This window comes from Ahrensia marina (assembly GCF_042140245.1).
Taxonomy (GTDB): Bacteria; Pseudomonadota; Alphaproteobacteria; order Rhizobiales; family MH13; genus MH13.
The window spans coordinates 1730463-1753711 of sequence record NZ_CP159483.1 but is presented as its reverse complement, the minus strand read 5'-3'; the positions used below and the strand labels follow the sequence as shown (position 1 = coordinate 1753711).

Below are 23249 nucleotides of genomic sequence, written 5' to 3'. Positions count from 1 at the left end.
CGAATAGAGGGGAGTTGTTTGGCCTTTAGGAAGCCAGGGCTTGCCCATCGATAGCCGTCGGGGCGAGAGGTTTGCCCAAAGCACTGATGTCGGTCGACGTCATCTCTTCGGTGAAATCGCTGAGGTCAGCACCATAGATATCGCGCGCCACATCCATGGTGAGATCATCGGCATTGCCATCAAAGACTACTTTGCCAGCGGCCATACCGATCACTCGGTCGCAATAACGCCGCGCGGTATCCAGTGTATGGAGATTGCAAACGACGGTGATCTGATCTTCCTGGTTGATGGTGCGTAGCGCGTCCATCACGACCTTGGCATTCATCGGGTCGAGCGATGCTATAGGTTCATCGGCGAGCAGAATTTTTGGCTCTTGCACCAGAGCACGCGCAATGGCGACACGCTGCTGTTGGCCGCCAGACAAGGTATCGGCGCGCTGGGTTGCCGTGTGCGACATTGTCAGGCGATCCAGCGCATGAATGGCAAACGCGCGCTCGGCAGGCGAATAGAACTTCAACATCGAAGATGCGAAACCGTGATGATACATACGTCCGGTCAGAACGTTCGTGATCACATCCAAACGCCCGACCAGATTGAACTGCTGGAAGATCATGGCGCATTCAGAGCGCCACTTGAGCAACTCACGTCCCTTGATGGCAGCGACATCGCGGCCCTTGAAATTGATCTGCCCTGCAGTCGGATCAGCAAGGCGGTTGAGCATACGAAGCAGCGTCGATTTACCTGCGCCAGAGCGGCCAATAATGCCGACCATTTGGCCGTCTGGGATACTGACGGTCACATCATCAACCGCTTTGGTGGCGGCGAAATGCTTCGACAGGCCTTTGATCTCAAGCATGGCTAGGGCTCCAGCTTTACAACTTAGTTTGGGGGTCGAGGGGATGCGAAAAGGGCCGAACCTTTGCCAGGCTCGGCCCTACTCAGAAGGACAGCTTAGCGAACGCCAGCCAGCTGACGACGCATGTTAATGATCGGCAAATAGAAGTCGTGATCGATGGGATAATAGCTCATCGACTCGCCATCATTGATGGCGTCGTAGCAATCGCGGTCCACCGATTGCAGACGCATCATCGCGCCCATCACCAGCGACTTCAGCTCTTCAGGAACATCCTGACGGATAACGCGCGGACCATTCGTTATGAGGTTCGACTGCCAGATGATGCGGATGTCATCCATATCGAGAAGGTCTTTGTCGACCATGGAACGCAAGTTGCCGCGTGAGAAGCCCTCGGCGATATCGCCGACGCCAGATGTCCAGGTGACACCAGCGTCATACTGGCCCTGAAGAACAGAAATCACCGCCTGTTCATGACCACCACCAAAGCCGGTCTGCGAGAAGTAAGCATCGGGGTTGATACCCATCTCGTTCAACTCAGCATTGGGAACCAGATAGCCTGAGGTGGAGTTGGGGTCAGCAAAAGCCAGCGAGTGACCTTCCATCTCTTCCAAGCTTGTGATGTCGCTGTCGGAACGCACATACATCACCGAGTAGTAACCGAGCGAACCATCCACCTGTTGGGTGGTGTAAAGTGGCTCAACAGCGTTTTCATCCTGAAGAACGATACCGGCATAGCCAGCCGAACCCAGACCGGCAAACTCCAGCTGACCAGCCAAAAGACCCTGCATCACGCCTGCGTAGTCTGAAGCTGGGAACAACTCGACCGGCACGCCGAGAATGTTCTCCAAATAGTCTTTCTGGCAGCTGTGCTCGCGAAGACGATCAGCCTCATTCTCACCGCCAAGAATACCGATGCGGAACACCGGAACATCCTCGCGCCAGTCTGCAAGGGCGACGGTGCTGGTCAGAGCGGTTGCGCCAACGATCAGCGCGCTCAGAGTCATTTTCAACATGGAAGCCATCCTGTTTTAGAGGTCAGAGGTGCCCAAAATGAGCCCCTCGGAAAACACAGGCGAGCGGCGTCTGTGTACCTCAACCACCCGCAACGAGAGCCGGTGATAGGGATGGTTCATGGCAGGTGTGCAAAGGTAAGATGAAGTTCTAGCGATGGTTTGATTGCAGTTTTTTGAACAAAAAACTGCAATCAAAACAAAGGGTAAAACGCCAGCCTCAGCGGGCAACCGCACTCATGGCCTGTGGATAGCCAAGAACGCATCAACATCAAGATGACGAATATCGTGCAGAGCGATCTTCAACCGATCATGGCTCCAGTCCCACCAAGCAACCTCCATGAGTGCTTTGCCTTGCTCAGGAGTGAACCGACGCTTGAGAAGCTTGGCTGGAACACCTCCAACAATCGTGTATGGCTCAACATCCTTGGTCACCACCGCACCAGCTCCGATCGCCGCGCCAGTCCCGATGGTCACACCGGCCGTGACGGTTACCCCGTGGCCAATCCATACATCATGGCCAATGGTCACCGGATTGGATCGGCGCCAGTCAAAAAAATCCGCATCATCCTCGCCAAGATCATAAGCCTCAGCCCTGTAGAACGCGTGATGCTGAGAGGCACGCCAAGTCGGATGATTGCCCGGATTGAGCCGAACATCGTTCGCGATGGAGCAGAACTTGCCTATGGTGGTGTCCATGACATGACCATTCTCGGTGATGTACGAATAGTCACCCAAGGATGAGGCTTTCATCTGGGTTCGACGCCCAACTTCAGTCCATCGGCCAAGAGTGCAATCAGCAGCCACTTCAGCTTGGCCGTGAATGGTTGGTGTCTCGCTCAGTTTTTTCTGACCCATCGGCTGACGTCCTTTTGTTGAAATCGCTGGACGCTAAGCATCAACAAAAGATCGGCGGAAGGGCCGAAGCGGTTCAACCCTGTGAATGTCATAAAACAATCACCCGAGCTCTATCGAACCGTCACAAATCAGGCGTTCCACCAGAGCCAACGAAAAAAGGACTCCCCTCATGCTCGACACACCACAGACGGTAGTTGGCGCCCCGGTTCAATGGGACGGTGTGCTTCAGCTCACCAACGCGCAGCTTGTCCTGCCAAATGACGTTCGGCACGGATCGCTAACAATTGATGCTGGTAAGATTGCAGACCTGGACACTGACGGCCCCAGGACGCGGTCACTCGACCTTCAGGGCGACTATCTCATCCCAGGCATCATCGATCTGCACACCGACCATGTGGAAACTCATGTCCACCCACGGTCGACAGTTCAGTGGGCCTTTTTGCCTGCCTTGTTGGCTCACGATGCCGTTGTGATTGCCGGCGGAACGACCACCGTTTTTGACAGCCTTTGCGTTGGCGCGACGATGAAGCGTCCAGAGCGCGGTGAAATCCTCCTGCCGCTCATTGAAGCACTGGAACATGGACAAGCCGCTGGCGCTTTCCGGGTCGACCATTTGCTGCACTTGCGTTGTGAGATCTCTGACCCGGACACACCCCAGTTGACTGCTGATGCGCTCCAGCATCCTTTGGCGAGGCTGGTGTCGGTCATGGATCACACGCCCGGCGATCGACAGAGCCCCGATATCGAGCGCTGGTTCAACCACATGATCCACGAGATGGAGATCAGCGCGTCGGAAGGTCGTGCCCGAATGGACGAGCTTTTCGAGCGCTCCGAGCGCATCGGCGCGCAGAACCGAGCCAAGATCATCGCCCATTCCAAAGCTGCTAATGTGCCCGTGATGAGCCATGATGACCGCTCGGTTGCACATGTTGATCAAGCGCTTGCCGAAGGCGTGACCATCTCAGAGTTTCCAACAACGCACGTCGCTGCCAAACGTGCGAAAGATCACGCACTGGGCACGGTGATGGGAGCTCCAAACTATCTGCGTGGCGGTTCGCAATCGGGCAATGTGGCCGTCAAAGAATTGCTGGAAGCTGGCCTTGTGGACGCCCTGGCGTCTGACTATGTGCCGCGCAGCCCACTCGACTGCGCCTTTGCCATCGCTGCTGACCGCGACCTCGATATCGGTTTACCCTCGGCCATTGCACTCGTCAGCAGCACCCCTGCCCGCTTTGCAGGTCTGACCGACAGAGGCAGACTAGAGACGGGCCTACGTGCTGACCTTGTTCAAGTGCGCGTGATGGACGGTCAACCGGTTGTTCGCGGCGTGTGGCGTGAAGGCATGCGTGTTTTCTGAGAGGATCTTGGCAATGGAACCGATCACAATCGGCGCAGCCCTCACACTTGAACACGTGCCGACCTATCGCGATTGGCTTATTGAAGGTGAGCGCGATCTTGAAATCCAGGATTACCACCAAACCGAGTTGCTACTCGGCGATTGGAGCGATCATGTTGCCAAGGTCAAAACAGCATTGGATGGTTTCACTGGTCGGCTTGGGATCCACGGTCCGTTTTGGAACGCACCCATAGACAGCAATGACCCCGAGTTCCGCCCTCTTATCACCAAGCGTTTTATGACTGGCGTTGAGATTTGTGCAGCGCTCGGCGCGACACAGATGGTCGTCCATTCTCCTTTCAAAACGTGGGATCATTTCAACTCATTCAACTATCCACCACGCACCAAAGGGAGATCAGCGCGCAGCGAACACATCGAGAAAGTCCATGGCGTTCTTGGAGGTGTTGTGCGCCGGGCTGAACAAGAGGGCGTGACACTGGTGATAGAAAACATTGAGGACATCGATCCACGTGCGCGGCGCGAGTTGGCCGAAAGTTTCGACAGCCCAAACGTTCGTGTGTCCATCGATACCGGCCACGCGCACTATGCCCATGGCGCAACGGGTGCACCGCCGGTTGACTATTTCGTAGCAGATGCAGGCGCGCAGCTTGCCCACGTTCATCTACAAGATGCAGACGGTTACGCCGACAGGCACTGGGCACCTGGACAAGGCACCATTCTTTGGCATTCGGTTTTCAAAGCGCTCGCACAGTTACCACACATGGGCACAGAAACCGCGCCGCATCTCGTGCTAGAACTGCGCGATGCGTCGGACATTTCAGCAGCCATGACGTACTTGGAAGGCCAAGGTCTGGCCCGCTAGCAACCCGCCTTCTATTATCCAACTTGAACCCCGTTTGACCAAACACCGCGGATCAGCGGCACGTCATCAAGCACATGAAAGCGCACGAGATCGGCGCGCAAGCCGTTTGCGATGGTGCCACGATCATCTAGGTTCACCGCTTTAGCCGGCGCTGATGTGACGGTTTGGACGGCGCGCGGCATGTCATCCCAGAGTTCGGAGAGTTTGAGCGCGGAGTAAAGCAGTGCCGATGGCACATAGTCCGATGAGACAATGTCCAGCAAATCGTGCTCTGCCAAGGTATGGGCAGCGACATTGCCCGAATGTGAGCCACCGCGCACCAGGTTCGGCGCGCCCATCATGATCGCAATGCCATGGGCGTGACAGGCATGGGCCGCACCAATGGTGGTCGGAAACTCAGCCAGTTTGATCCCATGCTCCGCCGACCGCTCCACATGGTCATGGGTCGTGTCATCATGGCTCGCAAGCACGGCACCGAATGCCGCCGCCGCATTCACAGCCGCCGCCTCGTGCTTTTCGACCACGCGCTCGCGCAACTGCTTGCGCTCCGCCACATGCTCATCGAACTCCTGCTGCGAGAGCCCATGCTTACCGCGCATATACTTCTCGTACTGGCTGATATCGGCAAACTGCCGCTGACCCGGCGTGTGATCCATCAAGGAGATGATGCCAATCCGGTCCTCAGGACCAAACTCTTCCAACTCGTCGGCCAAGGAGTTTGAGCAAATCTCGGCACGCAGATGAATATGATGTGAGATCTTCAGCAGCCCGTGCTCACGCGCTGTCAGGATTTCCGAAACCATCGAGCGGGCATAGGGCGTCATCACATTGCGGGTGCCCGAATACTCAATGAACCCCAGACGGACAGCGTCAAACACCGTTGTGATGCCGGTGGACGCAAGCTCAGCATCATGCGCAGCGATGGCAGCATTGTGCGGCCAGTTAACACCGGGACGCGGTGAGAGATGCCGCTCCAGATTGTCGGTGTGCAGTTCCACCAAACCAGGCACGACATAGTCGCCGTCACAGTCGATCGCGCCGGTCGGAACATTCGTGCCTTGGTCAACGGATGTGATAACGCCATCGGCAAACGTGAGGCTGCCGGAGATGACTTCGTCGGCCAGCACCAAGCGTGCGTTCGCAAGAATGGTTGTTTGCGTCATAAAGCATTCTTTCTTCTATGAAATTCAGGTCCAAGAATTGGACTTTAGGAACAGGCCTCATGACTAACTACAGCCGTTATGCCATTTACGTGATGGCCGAAGGAGACTTTCACACCCAAGCCTCGCATTGGCTGGGTTGGGATTCCCGCCTCGGTAACACCGTTGACCACCCTACTGTCGAAGGGCTGCCTGACTCCATCGATAGGCTCACACAGACACCGCGTAAATATGGCTTTCACGGCACCATCAAACCGCCGTTTCGATTGGCTGATGGTGAAACGCAGACAAGTCTGCAAGAGGCGTGCGCAACGCTGATGCCAACCTTGCAAGCAGCAAGCGTGGATAATCTGGTGATCCGTCCGCTTGGCGGTTTCGTTGCTGCAGTTCCCAGCAGCTCCAGCATAAGCCTGCAAGGGCTGGCGGCCAATGTGGTTGAGAAGTTCGATGGCTTTCGCGCCGCGCCAACCAAAGATGAACTGGAAAAGCGTCGCAAAGCTGGCCTTTCCCCAACACAAGAGGCCAACCTGTTGCGCTGGGGCTACCCCTATGTGATGGACGAGTTCCGCTTTCACATGACTTTGACGGGCAAGCGCCCTACTGAAGAAGCTGAACATATCGCGAGCAGGCTCGGACAACACTTCGCGCCCGTTATGCCAAGCCCGTTTGCCATCACATCGCTTGGATTGTTGGGAGAAGATGAGGCAGGTCGCTTCCATCTGATCCACTCTTACGCGCTGGCCAATTGAAGCGCATCACGCGCAGCGGCAACGGATCTATCCAAGGCTCCGGAATTGTCGATCTCGATCACGGCAAGCCCATCTGGCAATGGAAGGCTCGCCCGTGCCAGCCGCTTTTCTCGTTCGCTGGCCGTTTCACGACCGCGCCCGGCCAAACGGTCTTCAAGCACAGCTGGGCTGGCGGTCAGCGACAGAACTTGGAAATGCGGGAAGATAGCTTGAGCTTCCGTTAGTTTGGATCGCGATAGGTTGGCAATCACATTGCAACCGCGCTCCAGATGAGTATGCACATCGTTGGGAACACCATAGAACAGATCGTGCGCTTGCCACCAAAGGGCAAAGTCCCCGCGCTTCGCACGCGTGTGAAAGGTGTCTTCGTCCACCGGTTCATAGTCTTCACCGCCAGCTTCTGGTGCCCGCGTGATCACGCGGCGGCACCGCACCATATCTGGCATCGCCTTGCACAGCGCACCCATCACGCTGTCCTTGCCGACACCCGAAGGGCCAACCACGGCGATAAACCGGCCACCACTCATGCAGCAAGCCTCGGCGTGAAGGCGGTGACATCAATCTCCCGATCTGCCACCCGCGCACGCGCTTCGACGTCATGGAAGATGCCGACAATTGCCGCTCCGCCTGCCTTGGCTTCCTCGATCAGGGTCAGCACGGTTTGCCGGTTCTGCGCATCAAGACTGGCCGTCGGCTCATCAAGCAGCAGCGCCGGATAGGCGTGTGCAAACCCTCGGGCAATGTTCACCCTCTGCTGTTCGCCGCCGGAAAAGGTGGTCGGCGAGAGCTCCCACAAGCGCTCAGGGATGCGCAAGCGGGAGAGAAGATCGCATGCTCGTTCACGCGCCTCCTCCTCGCTCTTGCCGACCGAAAGAAGAGGCTCGCTCACCACATCAATGGTGGGGACACGCGGCACAACCCGCAAAAACTGGCTGACATAACCAAGGGTCTGCCGCCGCAGCTTAAGGATTTCACGTGGCTCGGCCTTGGTGATATCTAGCCCATCGATCACCACGCGCCCAGCCTGGGCAAGGTAGTTGCCGTAGAGGATGCGCATGACAGTGGACTTCCCAGCACCTGAAACTCCCGTCAACGCAACACATTCACCCGGTTTCACTTGGAATTTGCCACCTTCAAGAACCGGAATAATGGTCGCCCCTTGATTGTGCAGCGCGAAACTTTTTCCAAGGTCTTCAACAGTGATCATGATTGGGTCCTAAACCTGCAAAACTGAGGAAACGAGTAGCTGTGTGTAGGCGTGCTGCGGATCGTCGAGCACCTGATCAGTCAGGCCCGTTTCGATTACATCGCCATCCTTCATCACCATCAACCGGTCGGCCAGAAGCCGCACCACAGCCAGATCGTGGGTGACGATGATGGCCGACAGGCCCATCTTGCGCACCAGACCGCGCAGCAGATCGAGCAGACGCGCCTGTACGGAGACATCCAGTCCGCCGGTCGGTTCATCCATGAACACAAGGCGCGGTCCGGACACCAGATTGCGGGCGATTTGCAGGCGCTGCTGCATGCCGCCGGAAAACTGAGCTGGCCGATCATCCATGCGGCCGGTGTCGATTTCCACCCGCTCCAGCCAATCCTCGGCGGCATGGCGAATGTTGCCATAATGCCGTGCGCCAACGGCCATCAACCGCTCGCCAACATTGCCGCCTGCGGACACGCGCATACGCAGCCCGTCGCGCGGGTTCTGGTGCACAAACGCCCAATCGGTACGGCCAAGCATCCGCCGTTCCGGCTCGCTCATGGCCAGCGTGTCACGCGGGCCTTCAGCGCGCGTATCGAACAACACGCGACCGCTATCGGGGGTCAGATGACCGGCCATGCAGTTGAGCAGGGTCGATTTGCCGGACCCGGATTCGCCCACAATGCCCATGACTTCGCCGGGATAGAGTTTGAACGACACATCACGGCAGCCGACACGAGCGCCGTAGTTCTTCGAAAGGTTCTGGATGTCCAGAAGGGGTATGACGTCGCTCATGCCGCCTGCTCCTGTTCACCGGTGTGTCCGGCTGCCTGACGTTGCGCGCAATAATCGGTGTCGGAACAGACGAACATTCGCCCGCCGTCATCATCGACAATCACTTCATCGAGATAGCTGGTGGTCGACCCACACAGGGCACAAGGGTGGTTGGCCTTTGACGGGTCAAACGGATGATCCTCAAAATCCAAACTCACCACTTTGGTGTGCGGCGGCACCGCATAGATGCGTTGTTCGCGGCCCGCACCGAACAGCTGGATCGCGTCGGACTCCAGTTTCGGATTGTCGAATTTTGGGATTGGTGAAGGATCCATCACATAGCGATCTTCCACCTTCACCGGATAGGCATAGGCAGTGGTGATGGCCCCGTGCTGAGCGATGTTCTCATAAAGCCGCACATGCATTAGGCCATACTCTTCCAGCGCGTGCATTTTGCGCGTTTCGGTTTCACGCGGTTCCAAGAAACGCAAAGGTTCGGGGATCGGCACTTGGTAGACCAGTATCTGATCCTCGGTGAGGAGCTCCTCGGGGATACGGTGCCGCGTCTGAATCACGGTGGCATCTTTGGTGCGCTCAGTAACGGCCACATCAGCCGTCTTTTCAAAGAACTTGCGGATCGAGACGGCGTTGGTGGTGTCGTCAGCCCCCTGATCGATCACTTTGAACGTGTCGTCAGGCGTCATCACCGCCGCAGACACCTGCACCCCGCCCGTGCCCCAGCCATAGGGCATCGGCATCTCGCGGCTGGCAAAGGGAACTTGGTAGCCCGGAACCGCCAAGCCTTTCAAAATGGCGCGGCGGATCATCCGTTTCGTTTGTTCGTCGAGATAGGCGAAATTGTACTCGCTCATCGGTGTTTCGGCTTGGGGGGCGCTCATTCTGCGGCCTCCTGAAAGAGTTGAGAGTCCGAATTGGAAGCCTGCTGAGCTTCGGCCCGCAGCTTGCGGATGAGTTCCAGCTCGGACTGAAAGTCGACATAGTGGGGCAGCTTGATGTGCTCCAGAAAGCCAGTCGCCTGAATGTTGTCAGAGTGCGAGAGCACGAACTCTTCATCCTGCGCCGGCGCGCCGACATTGTCCTCGCCCAGCTCTTCCCAGCGCAGCGCACGGTCCACCAGCGCCATGGAAATCGCCTTGCGTTCAGAGTGCCCGAACACCAGACCGTAGCCACGCGTGAACTGTGGGGGTTCGGTTTTTGAGCCCATGAACTGGTTGACGGTTTCGCACTCCGTCACGGTGATCTCTCCGATCTCGATGGCAAACCCGAGTTCGGGAATGTCCATTTCAACCGCCACCTGGCCAACCCGCAGCTCACCCACGAATGGGTGGTTGCGGCCATAGCCACGCTGGGTGGAATAAGCCATGGAAAGCACAAAGCCCTCATCGCCTCGGGCAATCGCTTGCAGGCGCAGTGGCCGGTCTGCGGGGAAATCGAGCGGTTCGCGCGTCAGGTCGCGCGGCGTTTCACTGCCATCCACTTCATTTTGGATAAGCCCTTCACGGTCCAGAAACTCGGTCACATGCGGCGTCGGCTCGGTGCGGGCCTCACCTGTTTCTGCATTAAGCGGCGGCTCGCCATTGGCCGCCAGGGCAAAATCGATAAGCCGATGCGTGTAATCGAACGTTGGGCCAAGCACCTGACCACCCGGCACATCCTTGAAGGTCGCCGATATGCGGCGGTCGCAGGTCATCGCGCCGGTATCGATGGACGCACTGGCACCAAAGCGCGGCAGTGTGGTGCGGAAGGCGCGAATAAGAAAGATCGCCTCAATCAGATCACCCCGCGCCTGCTTGATCGCAAGGGCGGCAAGATCAGGGTCGAACAGCGAACCCTCAGCCATCACGCGGGCAACGCCAAGCGCCAACTGCTCGCGGATTTGCGCGACCGAGAGCTCCTCAATCGCCACATCGCCTCGGCGCTCTTCGGCAAGCCAGGCATGGGCATTGTCGATGGCGCGTTCGCCACCTTTGACGGCAACATACATCAGCCAGCCTCCGAAACGATGGTTGAGCGCGGCAAGGCTGCGATCTGCTCGCCCACACAGAAAAAACAGTCGAACCCAAGCGGGAACAGCTTTCGATTGGCCTGAAAAGCTTCCAACTCCGGCAGGTTCAACAAGGCGCGGTCTTTGATACCAGGGCCGGTCAGCCGCGCCCCGCTTTGCAACAGTTCCGGCACATCCACGACCAGCGTTGCGGCGCGGTCAGGATATTCGCTGGTACCAGTCTTAAAGCGCGAGACAGGTTGCAGCGCGTCCCAGGTGCCGATGGCAAAATCGGCCTGCTCTGCGCAGACCAGCGCGGCGGCGGTGTGGAAGGTCACCCACTCGCGCACATCTTCAGTGTCATGTGCGCCAGCCAGATGAACGCCTGTATCCGGATCGCACAGCGTCAACATCACGCTTGCGGCCGCCACAGATACCGGCCATGGCGCGCTGCCGCCGTTGATGGTTTCCACGGTACCAGGACGGGCCATGACACGCATAGCGGCACGAAAAGCGTGCGCTGCGTCGTACGAGGGGTTGGCGAAACCACCTTCAAAGGCGCTTTGCTGCTGCATCAATTGTCTCCTCGCACCATGGTGAAGAAATCCACTTTCGTGGCCGCAGCCTTTGCTGCCCTTGCTGCCAAGTGTGCCTGGGCTTCGATTGCCAAAGGTTCGATGATCGCCTCATCCATCGTATCGGCCTGGCCAGCCTGTGCGAGCGCATCGACAAGCGCTCCGGCCAATGAGGCCTGCTTATCGCGTCCCTGCACATAGCCATGGCCGACATGTCCGCTCGGCAACCTTACTGAGCAGCGCGTGACAGTGATCTCACCCAGATTGAACGGGGCGCCCACGGCTCCGGCCCGTCCACGCACCATGACAGTGCCAATCTCTGGCGGTCGCAGAACTTCATGAGCAGGCTCGCCCGCATGACCGCACCAACCTCGCCACAGGGTGGTCAGACGGTCGGCCGGCGCCTTGGCCAACACAGACAGGCGCACCTGACGCGCTTTGTTCGCTTGGGACAGTTCTTGGTTTTTCAACATCTTGCCAACTTGTCCAAATATTTATACAACTAGACAAATTTTAGCGATGGGAGAGCGTTCGCGCAACTGTCGTTTGATGAATTTTCCATGACATTGGGAACGACCCGACTGCACGCACTGGATACGCTATGGCCCGCACTGCCCTCTGGACCGCCATTTTTGAGATGCTGGAAAGCGATATTGAAGCTGGACATTACCCCTCGGGAGGCAAGCTGCCGACCGAGGCCCAGTTGGCCAACCGCTTTGGAGTAAACCGACACACTGTCCGCCGTGCGTTGAGTGCATTGGCCGACAAGGGAGTGGTGCATGCCCGCCGAGGCGCTGGTGTTTTCGTGACACAGGCTTCGACAGATTACCCATTGGGCCAGCGCGTACGGTTTCATCAAAACTTGCTGGAAGCGGGTCGAACCCCAAGGCGAAAAATGCTGATCACTGAAACGCGCCTCGCCGACGCGAGTGAAGCCGAAGCGCTCGACTTAAGACCCAACTCTAAAGTGAAGGTCTGCGAAGGCCTTTCGTTCGCCGATGATGCAGCCATCGCCATGTTCCGCAGCGTTTTCCCAGAGCAGCGCTTTCCCAATCTGTTCGATGACCTGAAGGTCAACAACTCTGTCACTGCGGCGCTCAAAGCCGCTGGCGTGGACGACTACACGCGGCAACAGACGCGTATCAATGCGTTGCCCGCCTCGCCAACACTGGCCACCCACCTGCAAGTGAAAGCTGGTGTGCCAGTCCTACGCACCACCAGTGTGAATGTGGATCGCGATGGCACACCTGTTGAATTTGGCAAAACCTGGTTTGCTGGCGATCGGGTCACTCTGACGCTCACACCAGATGACGGCTAGGTCGGCACCGACGAGGCAACCTCATCACGCAAAGAACGGTAGGCCCGGGGAAAATCCACTGCCCAGATGGCGCAATCAAGACTGAATCTTTGGCGAGCAATGAACCACAGGGCGAACGACGATAGGGCGTTGGCGATTGTATAGCCGATTCCGATAGCGAGGATGCCAAAGGACGGGAACAAAGCGATGCTCATCAAAACAGCCGCAACAAGCGTCCCGACGAGTATGAGCGCCACGAGTATCTGGGCACCATTGGCACCCAACACAGCCATAGCGGGTCCAAAAATCGCACGAACAAGGATAAGACCACACACACACAACAACAGCGCTTTGCCATCAGTAAACTCTGAGCCGAACACGCCGAGCAGCAAGTCGGCAAACAGAGCAACAAACACCAGAACGGCGATGCCATAGATCAAAGAAAGAATGTTCGTGATGCCAATGATGGCCCTGGCACTATCAAGGTCACGCAAAGCGATGGCTTCGTAGATCCGAGGCTGGCTGACGCTGTAGAGAGACCGCATCCCGAACCCAGCCAGTACGCGGTACCGAAAGCAAATATGCAGCAACACGACTTCAGTCGCACCAGCAAGGGCTGCTGCCAGCAAGAGCATAAGCTCAATCATATTGTCCCAAACAACCGTTATGGAGAGCCATGGTGGCGCCATTCGAACCCAACGCGAAAAGTCAAAGCTCATCGGCACCTGGGGCACCTCGCGCATCTGCTGCAACATGAAGAAAGCGACCATTGCCGCTGGTCCAACAACAACCAACGCAACCGCCACCAGAACATGGATGAGTTGGGGTTCAACCATGGCCACCGCGAGAGCGGCGATCGTGCCGAGGATCAAGAAGGGGCGTAAAAGACTTTCCGGCAATTGCGCTTTGGGTTGCTTGTGAAAGCCGGTCAGCACACCGGCCGAAAAAGCCAACACAGCCCCAGCAATCGCAACAATGGATGTTGCCAACAAAAGTGGACCACTGAGATCCAGGCCGATCACGGATAAGACACCCAACCACTCTGCGATCAGCAGCAGTCCTACCAAGATGATTGTCAGTCCGAGGCAGGCCAAGCCTCCAGCCAGCACAAAACCGCGAAGATAGCCGTGTTGCTCAGTTTTGTTGTACTCAGCGATAAGGATCGGAGAGAACGCTTGCAGCCCCGCAAGACTGATCGTTGTGATGGTGGCGGCCAACGCCATACAAACGGCAAATCCAGCAGCAATCTCAGCGCCAAAATGGCGTGTCAGAATCAACGTCAAGACCAGCGTTGCCATAGCACCTAAAAGGCGGGCGCCTGTGAGCAACGATGATACAGAGACAAGCCGCAACATCGGCGATCAGGCTCTGTTGCTTTGTGTCAACCGAGCAACGATGTCGAGATCAACGTCTTGCCACCACCACCGCAATCGAGCAACGGAGGTTCCAACCAGCGCTGCATATGCTGATCCGGCTCGGACAAAAGCCTCCGGCTCATCAATCGTCAGACCGGTCTTGCCGGTCAAACCACGCTTAAACTGATGAAGACTGCAACTGGATGATGAGCCGCCGCCCAGCCCATACCAGTGGATATCTGGCATGCGTGAAAGGTGCTCGACCACTTTCCACTGCATGAAGTAGCCGGCGTTGAGTGGAAGGGCTTTATCATCGGTTGCACCGTAGAGATAGTTGGCCTGCTCTCCCGAGACATCGATCACAGCGCCCGCCACCTCATCGCCGCCGTGGCTGACAATGAAGACAAGCGGTCGCAGACTTGGTTGCTCAGCGGCCATCACATCAGACAATGTGTCGATGGGCCCAGTTTCAGTGAAGCGCTTTCGCTCCATCATGGCGGTGTGCATTGCTTTGAATTGCCCTAAGGCGCTTTCGTCAGCTAAAACCTCTACGGAAAGATCGTTCTTTTCTGATTTCCGCAAATTGTAACGCCACTTCTGTGAGAGGCTGGATCGCAGCGCATCCGACCCTTGGGACACGTCCACGAAGTAGCGCGTTTTGGAGGACCGGCTTTGCAGCAGTTTAAACCCTAGTCGAGAAAGGCGAGTGGGTGCTTCGTCATTCGCAACAGGATCACAGCGCGGCGTCAGTAAAAGACAGTCACGTGCTCCACTAGCATAGCGTTGAACAAGGTGCCGATAAACGTCATCCAAGGTTTCAGCCGATGCGGTTTGGCCTGTTGGGCGCCAAAGAGGCCCCCAACGCACCATGGTCAGATGAACACCAGTGCCGCGTACAGAAAGACGTCGCAAGGTTGTGGCCGCGGCCAGGCGCGTGTCATCCCAGTAGGCCAACCGTTGGATCTGGTCTTCCGGCCATCGGCTTTTGCTGAAGCATTGTGTCTGCTCGTAGACGATATCATCAAACCGCAAAACAAGATCGTCCCACGCATCCATGGGCACAGTCTCCGAACGCAGCCGAGATTGGCTGTTCAGAGCTTCCTTGCCTCTTTGATCGGCAAAAACAGCGGCGTTGGCCGCAATCGACGTCATGGCTTGAACAGCTCCGTTGAAGATGAGGTGTGCACAGTGGGGTTGTGATCAAGGGCTGCAAGCTGATGCTTGCGACCAGCACGGCTATGGCGCAACCGGCTGAGATGGCCAACGATAGGAATGACGTCGCAGAGATTGGCGAGTCCTGGCAGCGGATCATCCCACCGAAACATCACATCGAGGTCAGAACGAAACGCTGTTCGTGGAATATCCCACATCCATCGCAAGGCTGCGCAAGGACCAATCATACGCCCCTTGAGCGAACACTTCAGCCCATCAACGTCACCCGCCACCCACGAGTAGCGCACACCGCCACGCCCGTAGGGCAATGGCTGCAGGCCGGTTTCCCGGTTTTGCGCCAAAGCGATGAGAAACCCGGCAAGATCCAAACCGCAATGCTCAGGAACAGCGTGATTGCCAGCAATCCGTGGGTTTATCTCCAAGAAACAAATTGAGCCTGTTTGTTCGTCAACAAGAAACTGAGCACAACCGATGCCGCTGTAGTTAAGGCGCTGAAGGAGTGATGCAGTATGACGAACCAAGTCGTCACTTGCTTCAACGGTTCGCCCTTCAACAGCCAATCCAGATCCATCAGGTCGATCAGTCCTAAGGATAATGGCGTGCAAAAGCCGCCGGATTTCACCATCTTTCGCGGCGAAATAGACATTGTGCCGCTTACCGGCGGCTTGTTTCTGCAGGATGAGGCCACCCCATGCATCATCCCACTCGGTGAAACACTCCTCGAGATCTGCCCCATCGGTAATCGCTACAGTTTTTTCGCCGTCAATCCGCGCAGTGGAAACCATTGGCCTCACAACAAGTGGAAATCCGATGCCAGACGCTTTTCGTGTAAGGTCTTGGACCTTTTGAGCGGTTGTGTAAGGCGCAATTGGTACATCGGCCTCCTGCGCCAATGCCATCATGTGAGGCTTGTTGAGACAGGCATTGACGAGCGAGCGATCCATAGTCGCAAGAGTGACATGGTCTCCTAGACTGGGTGGATTTTCCGCAACAACGCGCACAAACTCTTCAGCAACGGGCATGACGATGCTGATACGCTTATCACTCGCGACAAAGGCCTCTAAAGCGCGAATGAAAACGGTCGGGTTGCCGTCAATGGGCGGACTATCCCAGATATCTGTAACGTACCGTGACAGCTCAGCACCCCGGTCACACCCTTCGCGCACAGCAATTACACGAGCGCCTTGGTGAGCCAGCTGCCGTGCTATCGCCAGTGTCGGACGATAGTTTCCAAGCAGAAGAACAGTTTGATCGCTAAAGGCTTTGCTCATCAACCCAAGCCTCACCGAGCCGCCAAAACAGCATTGCCTTTGAAAGTTAGACTGTCTTTGGCGCCCTCGCCGCAAGAACTAAACAATCCTTTCATCGCCGACAGATGGAAGCATGTCCAACAAACGATACCGACAAACTTGGCGCCATCTTCAGCAAGAAAATGCAGATCTGTCGCGCTGGCATGAAAAACGTCAATGCCAACGCTCGCGGCCAGAAAAAAGCCAGCCAAACCAAACATCAGTGCATCATGAGAGAGTATGATGCGCCAGCAGCGCAGCGCATAAACGATCGCAAAAGCGACGATGAGCAAGAGCATGACCGTTTGTGGGATACCAAGCTTGGGCGCGATGTTTTCATGGATTAAGAACCCATCATCCAAAGCCAACCAAGCGGTCAATAGACCCGCCATGGCAGCGAACTCCCAAAATGAGCGCCGGACTAATTGAGAGTACAACACAAGAGCCGTGAACAAACAGACCGATGCGGTCGCAACCCAAAGAATGATGCCGAACGTTGAGACGATACCCAGATAGGTCTTGCAGCATGCGTCGGTTTCAAGCGCTGCAACAAGTGGGTCCAGAAAAAGAAGTCTAGGCGCAACAAAAGGCTGCAAGTACGCGACCAGACTTACTGCAACTGGAATCGCAACTGCCAAAACGTGCGAGTATTTCAATTTCAGGACAAGCACGACAGGTCTCGCCAGTTTGGTTTTCACAAACCCAAAAACTATCAGCCCTGCAGTTTAGGCTGTCTTAATGTGTCATGTTTGGCCAAGCACACTTGAGAACGTCAGTTAACCAAAGGTTATCTGCGGTCGGCGAAGTCCACAGGATACCTTTTCCGAAGGGCAAAGGTTCAAGGCCCACTGAAAACCCTGAAATCCGTTACGTCACCTTAGAGCGTGTCTGAAAACGCTCCTCGCGCCAGATCTCGTTCTTCAAGATGCTTTCCATAGCATCGACGGCCTTGGAGATGTCATCCTCACCAATGAACAGCGGCGTGATTCCAAACCGCATCACATCAGGCGCGCGGAAGTCACCAATCACCTTCTGCGCGATCAAAGCTTGCATGCAGGCATACCCATGCTCGAAACGGAACGAGACATGGCTGCCACGCGCCTTCGGGTCACGGGGCCCTGCGAAAGTGACACCGGGGCAACGCGCTTCAACCTCGCCGATAAACAACTCGCTAAGCTCGATGGATTTCCGGTGAAGGTCCGCCATGTCGACATCCTCCCAGATGTCCAGCGCAGCCTCCAGCAAAGCAAAGGCTGCAATAGAAGGCGTGCCGATCCGCATCCGCTCAATGGCACCAGGCATGGCTCGGAAATCAGTGTCAAATGCGAACGGTGCCTCATGGGCGTACCAGCCCGATAAGGCGGGCTCCACAACATCCAGAAGTCGGGGGGCAACATGGATGAAGGCCGGGGAGCCTGGTCCGCCATTGAAGTACTTATAGGTGCACCCAACCGCAAAATCGGTATCTAGACCGCCAACATCCACAGGGATCGCGCCAGCCGAATGCGCCAGATCCCAAACAACCACTGCACCATGACGATGGGCCTTCTCGATCACGGCTTGCATGTCGTGTCTGCGGCCGGTGCGATAATCGACCTCCGTCAGCATCACCACGGCGATGTCATCATTGATCTGATCAAGCACCGCTTCCGGGTCCGGGATACGCAGCTCATAGCCGTCATTTTTCAGCTTCATCAGCCCTTCGACCATGTAAAGGTCGGTTGGGAAGTTGCCATTGTCGGAGAGAATAACTTTCCTGTCTGGCACCAGCGAAAGCCCGGCGGCAACGGCCTGAAAGACTCTGATCGACAGCGTGTCACCAACCACCGTGCTGCCAGCCGGCGCGCCGATCAGGCGGCCAACCCGGTCACCCAGCGTGTTGGTCTGCATGAACCAGTTCTTAGTGTTCCAACCCTTGATCAGCTCAGTGCGCCATTCATCGTTGAGAAAGCGCTCCATGGCCTGCGGCGCAGCTTTGGGCATGGGTCCCAGCGAGTTTCCGTTCAAATAGACCATACCCTCCGGGATATCGAACATCGCGCGGGTCTTGGTGAAATCAGTCATTGGATCTCCATGTGCGCAACAGCCGTGCTAGCGGCACGTTTCTGTTCACGCGATGCTGGCAGAGTGCCAAACATTCTTGATGGTCATATAGCTCTCCAGCCCTTCGGTGCCGCCTTCGCGGCCGTAGCCGCTCGATTTGACACCACCAAAAGGCGTTTCGGGCAAAGAGGCTTCCAAGGTATTGATGGAGAAATTGCCCACTTCGACCTCGTCAATCATCCGGTCGATATAGTCGGCACGATTGGTAAAACCGTAGCCAGCAAGACCGTAGGGCACCGCATTGGCCTCTGCGATAGCTTCTTCCAGATTTTTCACAGGGTTGAGAACGGCGATAGGACCGAAAGGTTCCTCCCGCATGATTCTCGCTGCACTGGGCACGTTGGTCATAACCGTCGGTTGGAAGAAGTAGCCTTTCTCACCATGCCGCTGACCGCCAGTGCGAAGCTCGGCGCCGTGTGAAAGGGCATCCTTCACCAAATCCGCTAGAACGGGCACGCGGCGGTCATTGGCCAATGGCCCCATCTCAACACCGTCTTCCACGCCATTGCCGACGACAGTGGCAGCAGCACGCTCAGTGAACCTGTCGGCAAACTCATCGAAAATGCTTTCATGAACGAGGAAGCGCGTTGGCGAGGTGCAGACTTGCCCAGCATTGCGCATCTTGCGCGTTGCGCCGCTCACCGCCGCTTTGCCCACATCGGTGTCCTCGCAGACAATGACCGGTGCATGACCGCCAAGCTCCATCAGCACGCGGGTATCACTTTGCGCGGCGAGCTCTGTCAGATGGCGCCCAACACGTGTTGAACCGGTCAAAGCCACCAGCCGGACGGAAGGTTGCGGGATAAGGAACTGCGAAATCTCCGAAGGCGTGCCGAAAACAAGATTCAACACACCTGCCGGCAACCCAGCTTCCTCAAAAGCACGTGCAATGTGGATCGCACCAGCGGGAGTTTCTTCGGCAGCTTTGAGAATAATCGAACAGCCTGAAGCAAGTGCCCCGGAGATCTTACGAGCCGGTTGGCTCATCGGGAAGTTCCAAGGCGAAAACGCCGCAACCACCCCGATGGGATGATGATGCACGGAGATCTTACTGCCGGGCGCCGAAGGGATCACGCGGCCATACATGCGCATGGCTTCACCAGCATCCCATTCAAAGAACTCAGCCCCGCGGATCACCTCAAGCCTGGCCTGAGCGAGCGGCTTGCCATGCTCGGCCGTGATCGATCGGGCGATTTCTTCCTGCCGCTCGCGCATGATGCTCGCAGCGCGCAGGATAATATCAGCGCGTTCGCGCGGCGGCGTCTTGCTCCAAACCTTGAAGCCTCTCTCCGCCGCGCTCAATGCGTCTTCCAGATCAGAAATCCGCGCGTGAGGAAGCCGTCCAAGCTCCTCCTCGGTGGCCGGATTCACAACGGGCGAGGTTTCAGCGTTTTCGCGCCAACCGCCATCGATGAAGAGTTTCAAGTCTGGGTAGGTGCCCATTGCGGTCTCTTTGCCGTTCATTGAATTGCGCAAAGTGTCCTGCGAGCACGGCATTACGACAACCGAATTGAACAAATACTGGTATCAGAAACTACGATATCAACGGGCTGAGTGCGAGCTATCAATCTGTGATGCGGCGGCGCGCAATGCATCAAGAAACGCACCACCCGCAGGCGATAGGCTTTGTTTGCCTCGGTACGACACACCCACCGGACCTGCTCCAAATGGCGCTGCCCAATCGATACCGGCCAATAGTCCACCCTGTATGTCCAGCGCCGCCACGTGTGCTGGCATAAGCCCTATAAAATCATGCGCCATCAGAAGTGATCGATTGGCCAGATAGGACACCGACTCAATGGCCACCTGCGGCACATACTGTCCCTGCCGAATAAAAAACTGGTCCGTCTGACGGCGCAACGTGGTCTCAACCGGCGGCAATATCCAGCCATAAGGCCGGAGCTGCTTAAACGACACGTTGACCTGTTTGGACAGCGGATGCTGCGTGCCAACAACGGCCAGAACACGCTCATCAAAGAACTTTTCTTGGCTGATGTTTTCGCGATGCCGGTGGCTGGGTAGGCGACCCACCACCATGTCGATTTCACCAGAAAGAAGCGCGGGCATCAGCACCTCATTGGTGCCTTCAACAATCTTGATCGCGACGTTGGGGCGATCCTTCAGCAGCTGTTCCACGGCCATGGGGAGCAAGGAGGGGGACGCGGCGAGCAGGGTTCCCACCACGACACGGCCACTGCTCCCTTCATTGAGATCATCAAGCTCCTGCGCAGCATTGGAAACCTGGGCAAAAATCAGTTTGCCATGACGGATAAGCGACTCGCCAAAAACCGTCGGCACGACACCACGATTGGTCCGGTCGAACAGTTTGACCTCAAAGTCTAATTCAAGATCCTGGATCATCTTGGTCGCCGCTGGCTGCGATATGCTCAGATCATGGGCGGCATTTTGGATACTGCCATGCTGACCAACGGCAACCAGCAGACGCAGTTGCCGCAACTTCAACCGTGTCAGCGCACGTTCAACGATGCGCGTGTGGCGAGTGGCCATGGCAGTTCCTCAGATCGTGATGGGGTCAAGTTCACGCTCAATCGCTGATATAGCGCTCATGGCCGCAAGTGCTGAACTGCGAGGATTGTCGGGTAAGGCCTGCCCCTCAATCTGGAAGGAAAACCGACCAAAGGCGCCGGATGCGTGAATTTCATGAACATTTGCGGTGATGGAAGGATCAGCCACCAGCTTAACCCTCGTTGCATCAAAACCCAAACCGGCCAGCGCAACCGCTGCTGCAACGTTGGCATTTTTTGGATAGGCCAACGCAGCATCCCTAGCGGTTCCTTCAAAGTGCGTTGTCGCGGTCTGCAACCCACCAAGATCGAGTTCTTGTTCTGCCGGCGACCCTTGCCAACTGGGCGGTGGCTTGCGGCCAATATAGGTCACCTCGCTAAGCCCTCCGACCTTTGCAGCCTGCAAACAGTCAAGCGCGCCGATAGCGCCACTGGCCAAATGAAGTTGCGAGCCGCCGCCGCGGGCCGCATCAGCAAGTTTCTGCGCCAAACTTGGCTCGGCCAACGCGCCCAGAGAAATGGTGATTAGATCTATACCGCGCTCAAGGATGGCACAGCCGTGCTCGGCCAGTGCTTCGTGCCCGGCACAATCAACCATCAAGGTCACATCTGGCGGCAACTCCACAACCGATCCGACATGGGGGACGCTGTCACCAAAGCCTTCTGTAAGAGAATGAGATCGCGTTACAATCACGTGCGGCCCCAATCCACGCTCATCGAGAGTCCGCGCCACATATCGCCCGACGGCACCCTCTCCAATGATGCCAATCTTCATCGCATCCTCCTGACTTGAAGACAGTTTATCGGAAATCAACCACGCGTTGATATCAAATTATTGGATATCCAGTTTCCGTCAATGTGATTGGTTTTTCTGCGCTAGACTTGCCTTAGTGCCAGCCAAAGCGCAGCACCTTACGTGCCTTTGGCACCTCCGTTTTCACCGGAACCCAAGCCTATGAAGTACACCAAGAACGAAGCCAAAACCTATGCCCGCGAAACCATGCATGGGATCTGGGCAGCTGCTCTCAATCCGTTTGACAACAACCTGGAACTTGATGAAGTCGGCTTGCGGAGCAATATCCGGCACTGGATTGATGATCTGGAGATTCAAGGGCTTTTCATCGCCGGAAAGCAGGGCGAGTTCTGGTCGATGTCACTGGACGAGCGCAAACGCAACATGACCATTGCCGTAGAAGAGTGCGGCGACAAGGCTGGCACGATCATGTCGATCTCCGACCAGAACGTCGACACCGTGCTGGATTTAGGTCGCCACGCCCAGGAATGTGGCGCGGACTATGTGGTGGTCCACGCGCCGATGCTCAGCTTCTGCCACGACCGCGACGAGGTGCTTTACAGTTACTACAAGCATCTCTGCGACCGGCTGGATATTGGCATCGCGATGTGGAGCCATCCTGATAGCGGCTATCTGATGGAGCCAGAAACCTGCGCCCGCATCGCGGACCTGCCCAACATCATGGCGATCAAATACTCCGTGCCACGGGAGATGTATGCCCGCCTCACCCAGATGGTAGGCGACAAAATCCTGGTCTCGACTTCGGCGGAAGATGATTGGCTTGACAACATCGAGGAACTCGGCTGGCAGCTTTATCTGTGCTCCTCGCCCCCTTACCAGCTGCAGACCAAGAATGATCGTCGGATGCATGAGTACACCCAGCTGGCTTTTGCCGGTGATTTTGCTGCGGCCCGGCGCGTCCGCGATAGCTTGCAGCCCGTACGCGATGCAATCCGCAACACCAAGCCAGGTGGCAAACCAACCGCCCATGGCAAACACTGGCAAGAGCTTTTAGGCCAGGTCGGCGGCCGCGTGCGCCATCCTATGCTCGAGCTTACCGAGGCAGAGAAAGCCGCCACAAGAGCTGCCTTTGAGACCTGTGGCCTTCAACTTTAACAGAATGCCCTTTGTTTGAGGGAAGCGACAGCTCGTTGGCTTTTGCCAGCTCTTTTTGCCGCGCGCGAGTGTCCGCCATGCGGCTGGAGAAGGTACTTATCAGCATAGCTTTGATATCAAGAATACCGATATCCACTTTCCCGGAAACAAATATTGCTTTGCTTCAATTTCTCCTACGCTTCCCCTTCAAA

General features: G+C 56.7%; 24 protein-coding genes. 5 read left to right on the top strand and 19 right to left on the bottom strand.

Annotated features, from left to right (window positions below; translation table 11 throughout):
• Positions 1–25 precede the first annotated feature (25 nt).
• The 3 genes from phnC to ABWH92_RS08615 form a co-directional block, all read right to left on the bottom strand.
• A complete protein-coding gene (gene phnC, locus ABWH92_RS08625; RefSeq protein WP_375573948.1) occupies positions 26–856 on the bottom strand; it encodes a phosphonate ABC transporter ATP-binding protein in 831 nt (276 codons plus the stop codon).
• Positions 857–951: 95 nt separating this feature from the next.
• A complete protein-coding gene (gene phnD, locus ABWH92_RS08620) occupies positions 952–1869 on the bottom strand; it encodes a phosphonate ABC transporter substrate-binding protein (RefSeq protein ID WP_375573946.1) in 918 nt (305 codons plus the stop codon).
• Between the two features lie 234 nt (positions 1870–2103).
• Positions 2104–2724, bottom strand: coding sequence for a DapH/DapD/GlmU-related protein (locus ABWH92_RS08615; RefSeq protein ID WP_375573944.1), 621 nt, complete (start codon positions 2722–2724; stop codon positions 2104–2106).
• Between the two features lie 169 nt (positions 2725–2893).
• Here ABWH92_RS08615 and ABWH92_RS08610 point away from each other — a divergent pair, with 169 nt between their 5' ends.
• A complete protein-coding gene (locus ABWH92_RS08610; RefSeq protein WP_375573942.1) occupies positions 2894–4081 on the top strand; it encodes an alpha-D-ribose 1-methylphosphonate 5-triphosphate diphosphatase in 1188 nt (395 codons plus the stop codon).
• A gap of 13 nt (positions 4082–4094) precedes the next feature.
• A complete protein-coding gene (locus tag ABWH92_RS08605; RefSeq protein WP_375573940.1) occupies positions 4095–4943 on the top strand; it encodes a sugar phosphate isomerase/epimerase family protein in 849 nt (282 codons plus the stop codon).
• A 14-nt stretch (positions 4944–4957) separates the two neighbouring features.
• On the opposite strand, the gene ABWH92_RS08600 is transcribed toward ABWH92_RS08605, so the two are convergent.
• Positions 4958–6106 carry an alpha-D-ribose 1-methylphosphonate 5-triphosphate diphosphatase gene (locus ABWH92_RS08600; RefSeq protein WP_375573938.1) on the bottom strand — a complete coding sequence of 383 codons (1149 nt, stop codon included), beginning with the start codon at positions 6104–6106 and terminating at the stop codon, positions 4958–4960.
• A gap of 59 nt (positions 6107–6165) precedes the next feature.
• Here ABWH92_RS08600 and ABWH92_RS08595 point away from each other — a divergent pair, with 59 nt between their 5' ends.
• The gene (locus ABWH92_RS08595; protein ID WP_375573937.1) at positions 6166–6852 is read left to right on the top strand and encodes a DUF1045 domain-containing protein; all 687 of its coding nucleotides are present in this window, start codon (positions 6166–6168) and stop codon (positions 6850–6852) included.
• Here ABWH92_RS08595 and phnN read toward each other — a convergent pair.
• From phnN to phnG, 7 genes are read right to left on the bottom strand one after another with little or no spacing between them, the layout of a single operon-like run.
• Positions 6834–7379 (bottom strand): phosphonate metabolism protein/1,5-bisphosphokinase (PRPP-forming) PhnN, encoded by a 546-nt coding sequence (gene phnN / locus ABWH92_RS08590; protein WP_375573935.1) that lies wholly within the window; start codon positions 7377–7379, stop codon positions 6834–6836. The genes ABWH92_RS08595 and phnN overlap by 19 nt on opposite strands.
• Entirely contained in the window at positions 7376–8059 is a 684-nt protein-coding gene (phnL, locus tag ABWH92_RS08585) for a phosphonate C-P lyase system protein PhnL (protein WP_375573933.1), read from the bottom strand. The genes phnN and phnL overlap by 4 nt, the downstream gene beginning before the upstream one ends.
• 9 nt (positions 8060–8068) lie before the next feature.
• Positions 8069–8848, bottom strand: a complete 780-nt coding sequence (gene phnK, locus ABWH92_RS08580) for a phosphonate C-P lyase system protein PhnK (RefSeq protein ID WP_375573931.1) — start codon at positions 8846–8848, stop codon at positions 8069–8071.
• Positions 8845–9726, bottom strand: a complete 882-nt coding sequence (locus ABWH92_RS08575) for an alpha-D-ribose 1-methylphosphonate 5-phosphate C-P-lyase PhnJ (RefSeq protein WP_375573929.1) — start codon at positions 9724–9726, stop codon at positions 8845–8847. Before ABWH92_RS08575 ends, phnK begins: the two co-directional genes overlap by 4 nt.
• Positions 9723–10832: a carbon-phosphorus lyase complex subunit PhnI gene (locus ABWH92_RS08570; RefSeq protein ID WP_375573927.1), complete on the bottom strand. Its 1110-nt coding sequence runs from the start codon at positions 10830–10832 to the stop codon at positions 9723–9725. The genes ABWH92_RS08575 and ABWH92_RS08570 overlap by 4 nt, the downstream gene beginning before the upstream one ends.
• Positions 10832–11407: a phosphonate C-P lyase system protein PhnH gene (gene phnH, locus ABWH92_RS08565; RefSeq protein ID WP_375573925.1), complete on the bottom strand. Its 576-nt coding sequence runs from the start codon at positions 11405–11407 to the stop codon at positions 10832–10834. The genes ABWH92_RS08570 and phnH overlap by 1 nt, the downstream gene beginning before the upstream one ends.
• Entirely contained in the window at positions 11407–11880 is a 474-nt protein-coding gene (gene phnG, locus ABWH92_RS08560; RefSeq protein ID WP_375573923.1) for a phosphonate C-P lyase system protein PhnG, read from the bottom strand. The genes phnH and phnG overlap by 1 nt, the downstream gene beginning before the upstream one ends.
• 128 nt (positions 11881–12008) lie before the next feature.
• Between phnG and phnF the strand changes: the two genes are divergently transcribed.
• Entirely contained in the window at positions 12009–12725 is a 717-nt protein-coding gene (phnF, locus tag ABWH92_RS08555; protein WP_375573921.1) for a phosphonate metabolism transcriptional regulator PhnF, read from the top strand.
• Here the strand turns inward: phnF and ABWH92_RS08550 are convergent.
• The 8 genes from ABWH92_RS08550 to ABWH92_RS08515 form a co-directional block, all read right to left on the bottom strand.
• A complete protein-coding gene (locus tag ABWH92_RS08550; RefSeq protein WP_375573919.1) occupies positions 12722–13987 on the bottom strand; it encodes a lipopolysaccharide biosynthesis protein in 1266 nt (421 codons plus the stop codon). The genes phnF and ABWH92_RS08550 overlap by 4 nt on opposite strands.
• A 78-nt stretch (positions 13988–14065) precedes the next feature.
• Positions 14066–15211 carry a GNAT family N-acetyltransferase gene (locus ABWH92_RS08545; RefSeq protein ID WP_375573917.1) on the bottom strand — a complete coding sequence of 382 codons (1146 nt, stop codon included), beginning with the start codon at positions 15209–15211 and terminating at the stop codon, positions 14066–14068.
• A complete protein-coding gene (locus tag ABWH92_RS08540) occupies positions 15208–16503 on the bottom strand; it encodes a hypothetical protein (protein ID WP_375573915.1) in 1296 nt (431 codons plus the stop codon). The genes ABWH92_RS08545 and ABWH92_RS08540 overlap by 4 nt, the downstream gene beginning before the upstream one ends.
• A gap of 11 nt (positions 16504–16514) precedes the next feature.
• On the bottom strand, positions 16515–16913 hold the full coding sequence (locus ABWH92_RS08535; protein WP_375573914.1) for a hypothetical protein: 399 nt from the start codon (positions 16911–16913) through the stop codon (positions 16515–16517).
• 475 nt (positions 16914–17388) lie between these two features.
• Positions 17389–18585 carry a kynureninase gene (kynU, locus tag ABWH92_RS08530; RefSeq protein ID WP_375573912.1) on the bottom strand — a complete coding sequence of 399 codons (1197 nt, stop codon included), beginning with the start codon at positions 18583–18585 and terminating at the stop codon, positions 17389–17391.
• A gap of 45 nt (positions 18586–18630) precedes the next feature.
• Complete coding sequence (locus ABWH92_RS08525; protein WP_375573910.1) at positions 18631–20067, bottom strand: NAD-dependent succinate-semialdehyde dehydrogenase; 1437 nt, start codon at positions 20065–20067, stop codon at positions 18631–18633.
• Positions 20068–20166: 99 nt separating this feature from the next.
• Entirely contained in the window at positions 20167–21132 is a 966-nt protein-coding gene (locus tag ABWH92_RS08520; RefSeq protein WP_375573908.1) for a LysR substrate-binding domain-containing protein, read from the bottom strand.
• 9 nt (positions 21133–21141) lie between these two features.
• Positions 21142–21924: an aspartate dehydrogenase gene (locus ABWH92_RS08515; protein ID WP_375573906.1), complete on the bottom strand. Its 783-nt coding sequence runs from the start codon at positions 21922–21924 to the stop codon at positions 21142–21144.
• 180 nt (positions 21925–22104) lie between these two features.
• Here ABWH92_RS08515 and ABWH92_RS08510 point away from each other — a divergent pair, with 180 nt between their 5' ends.
• Positions 22105–23058 (top strand): dihydrodipicolinate synthase family protein, encoded by a 954-nt coding sequence (locus ABWH92_RS08510; RefSeq protein WP_375573904.1) that lies wholly within the window; start codon positions 22105–22107, stop codon positions 23056–23058.
• The last annotated feature ends 191 nt before the right edge of the window (positions 23059–23249 follow it).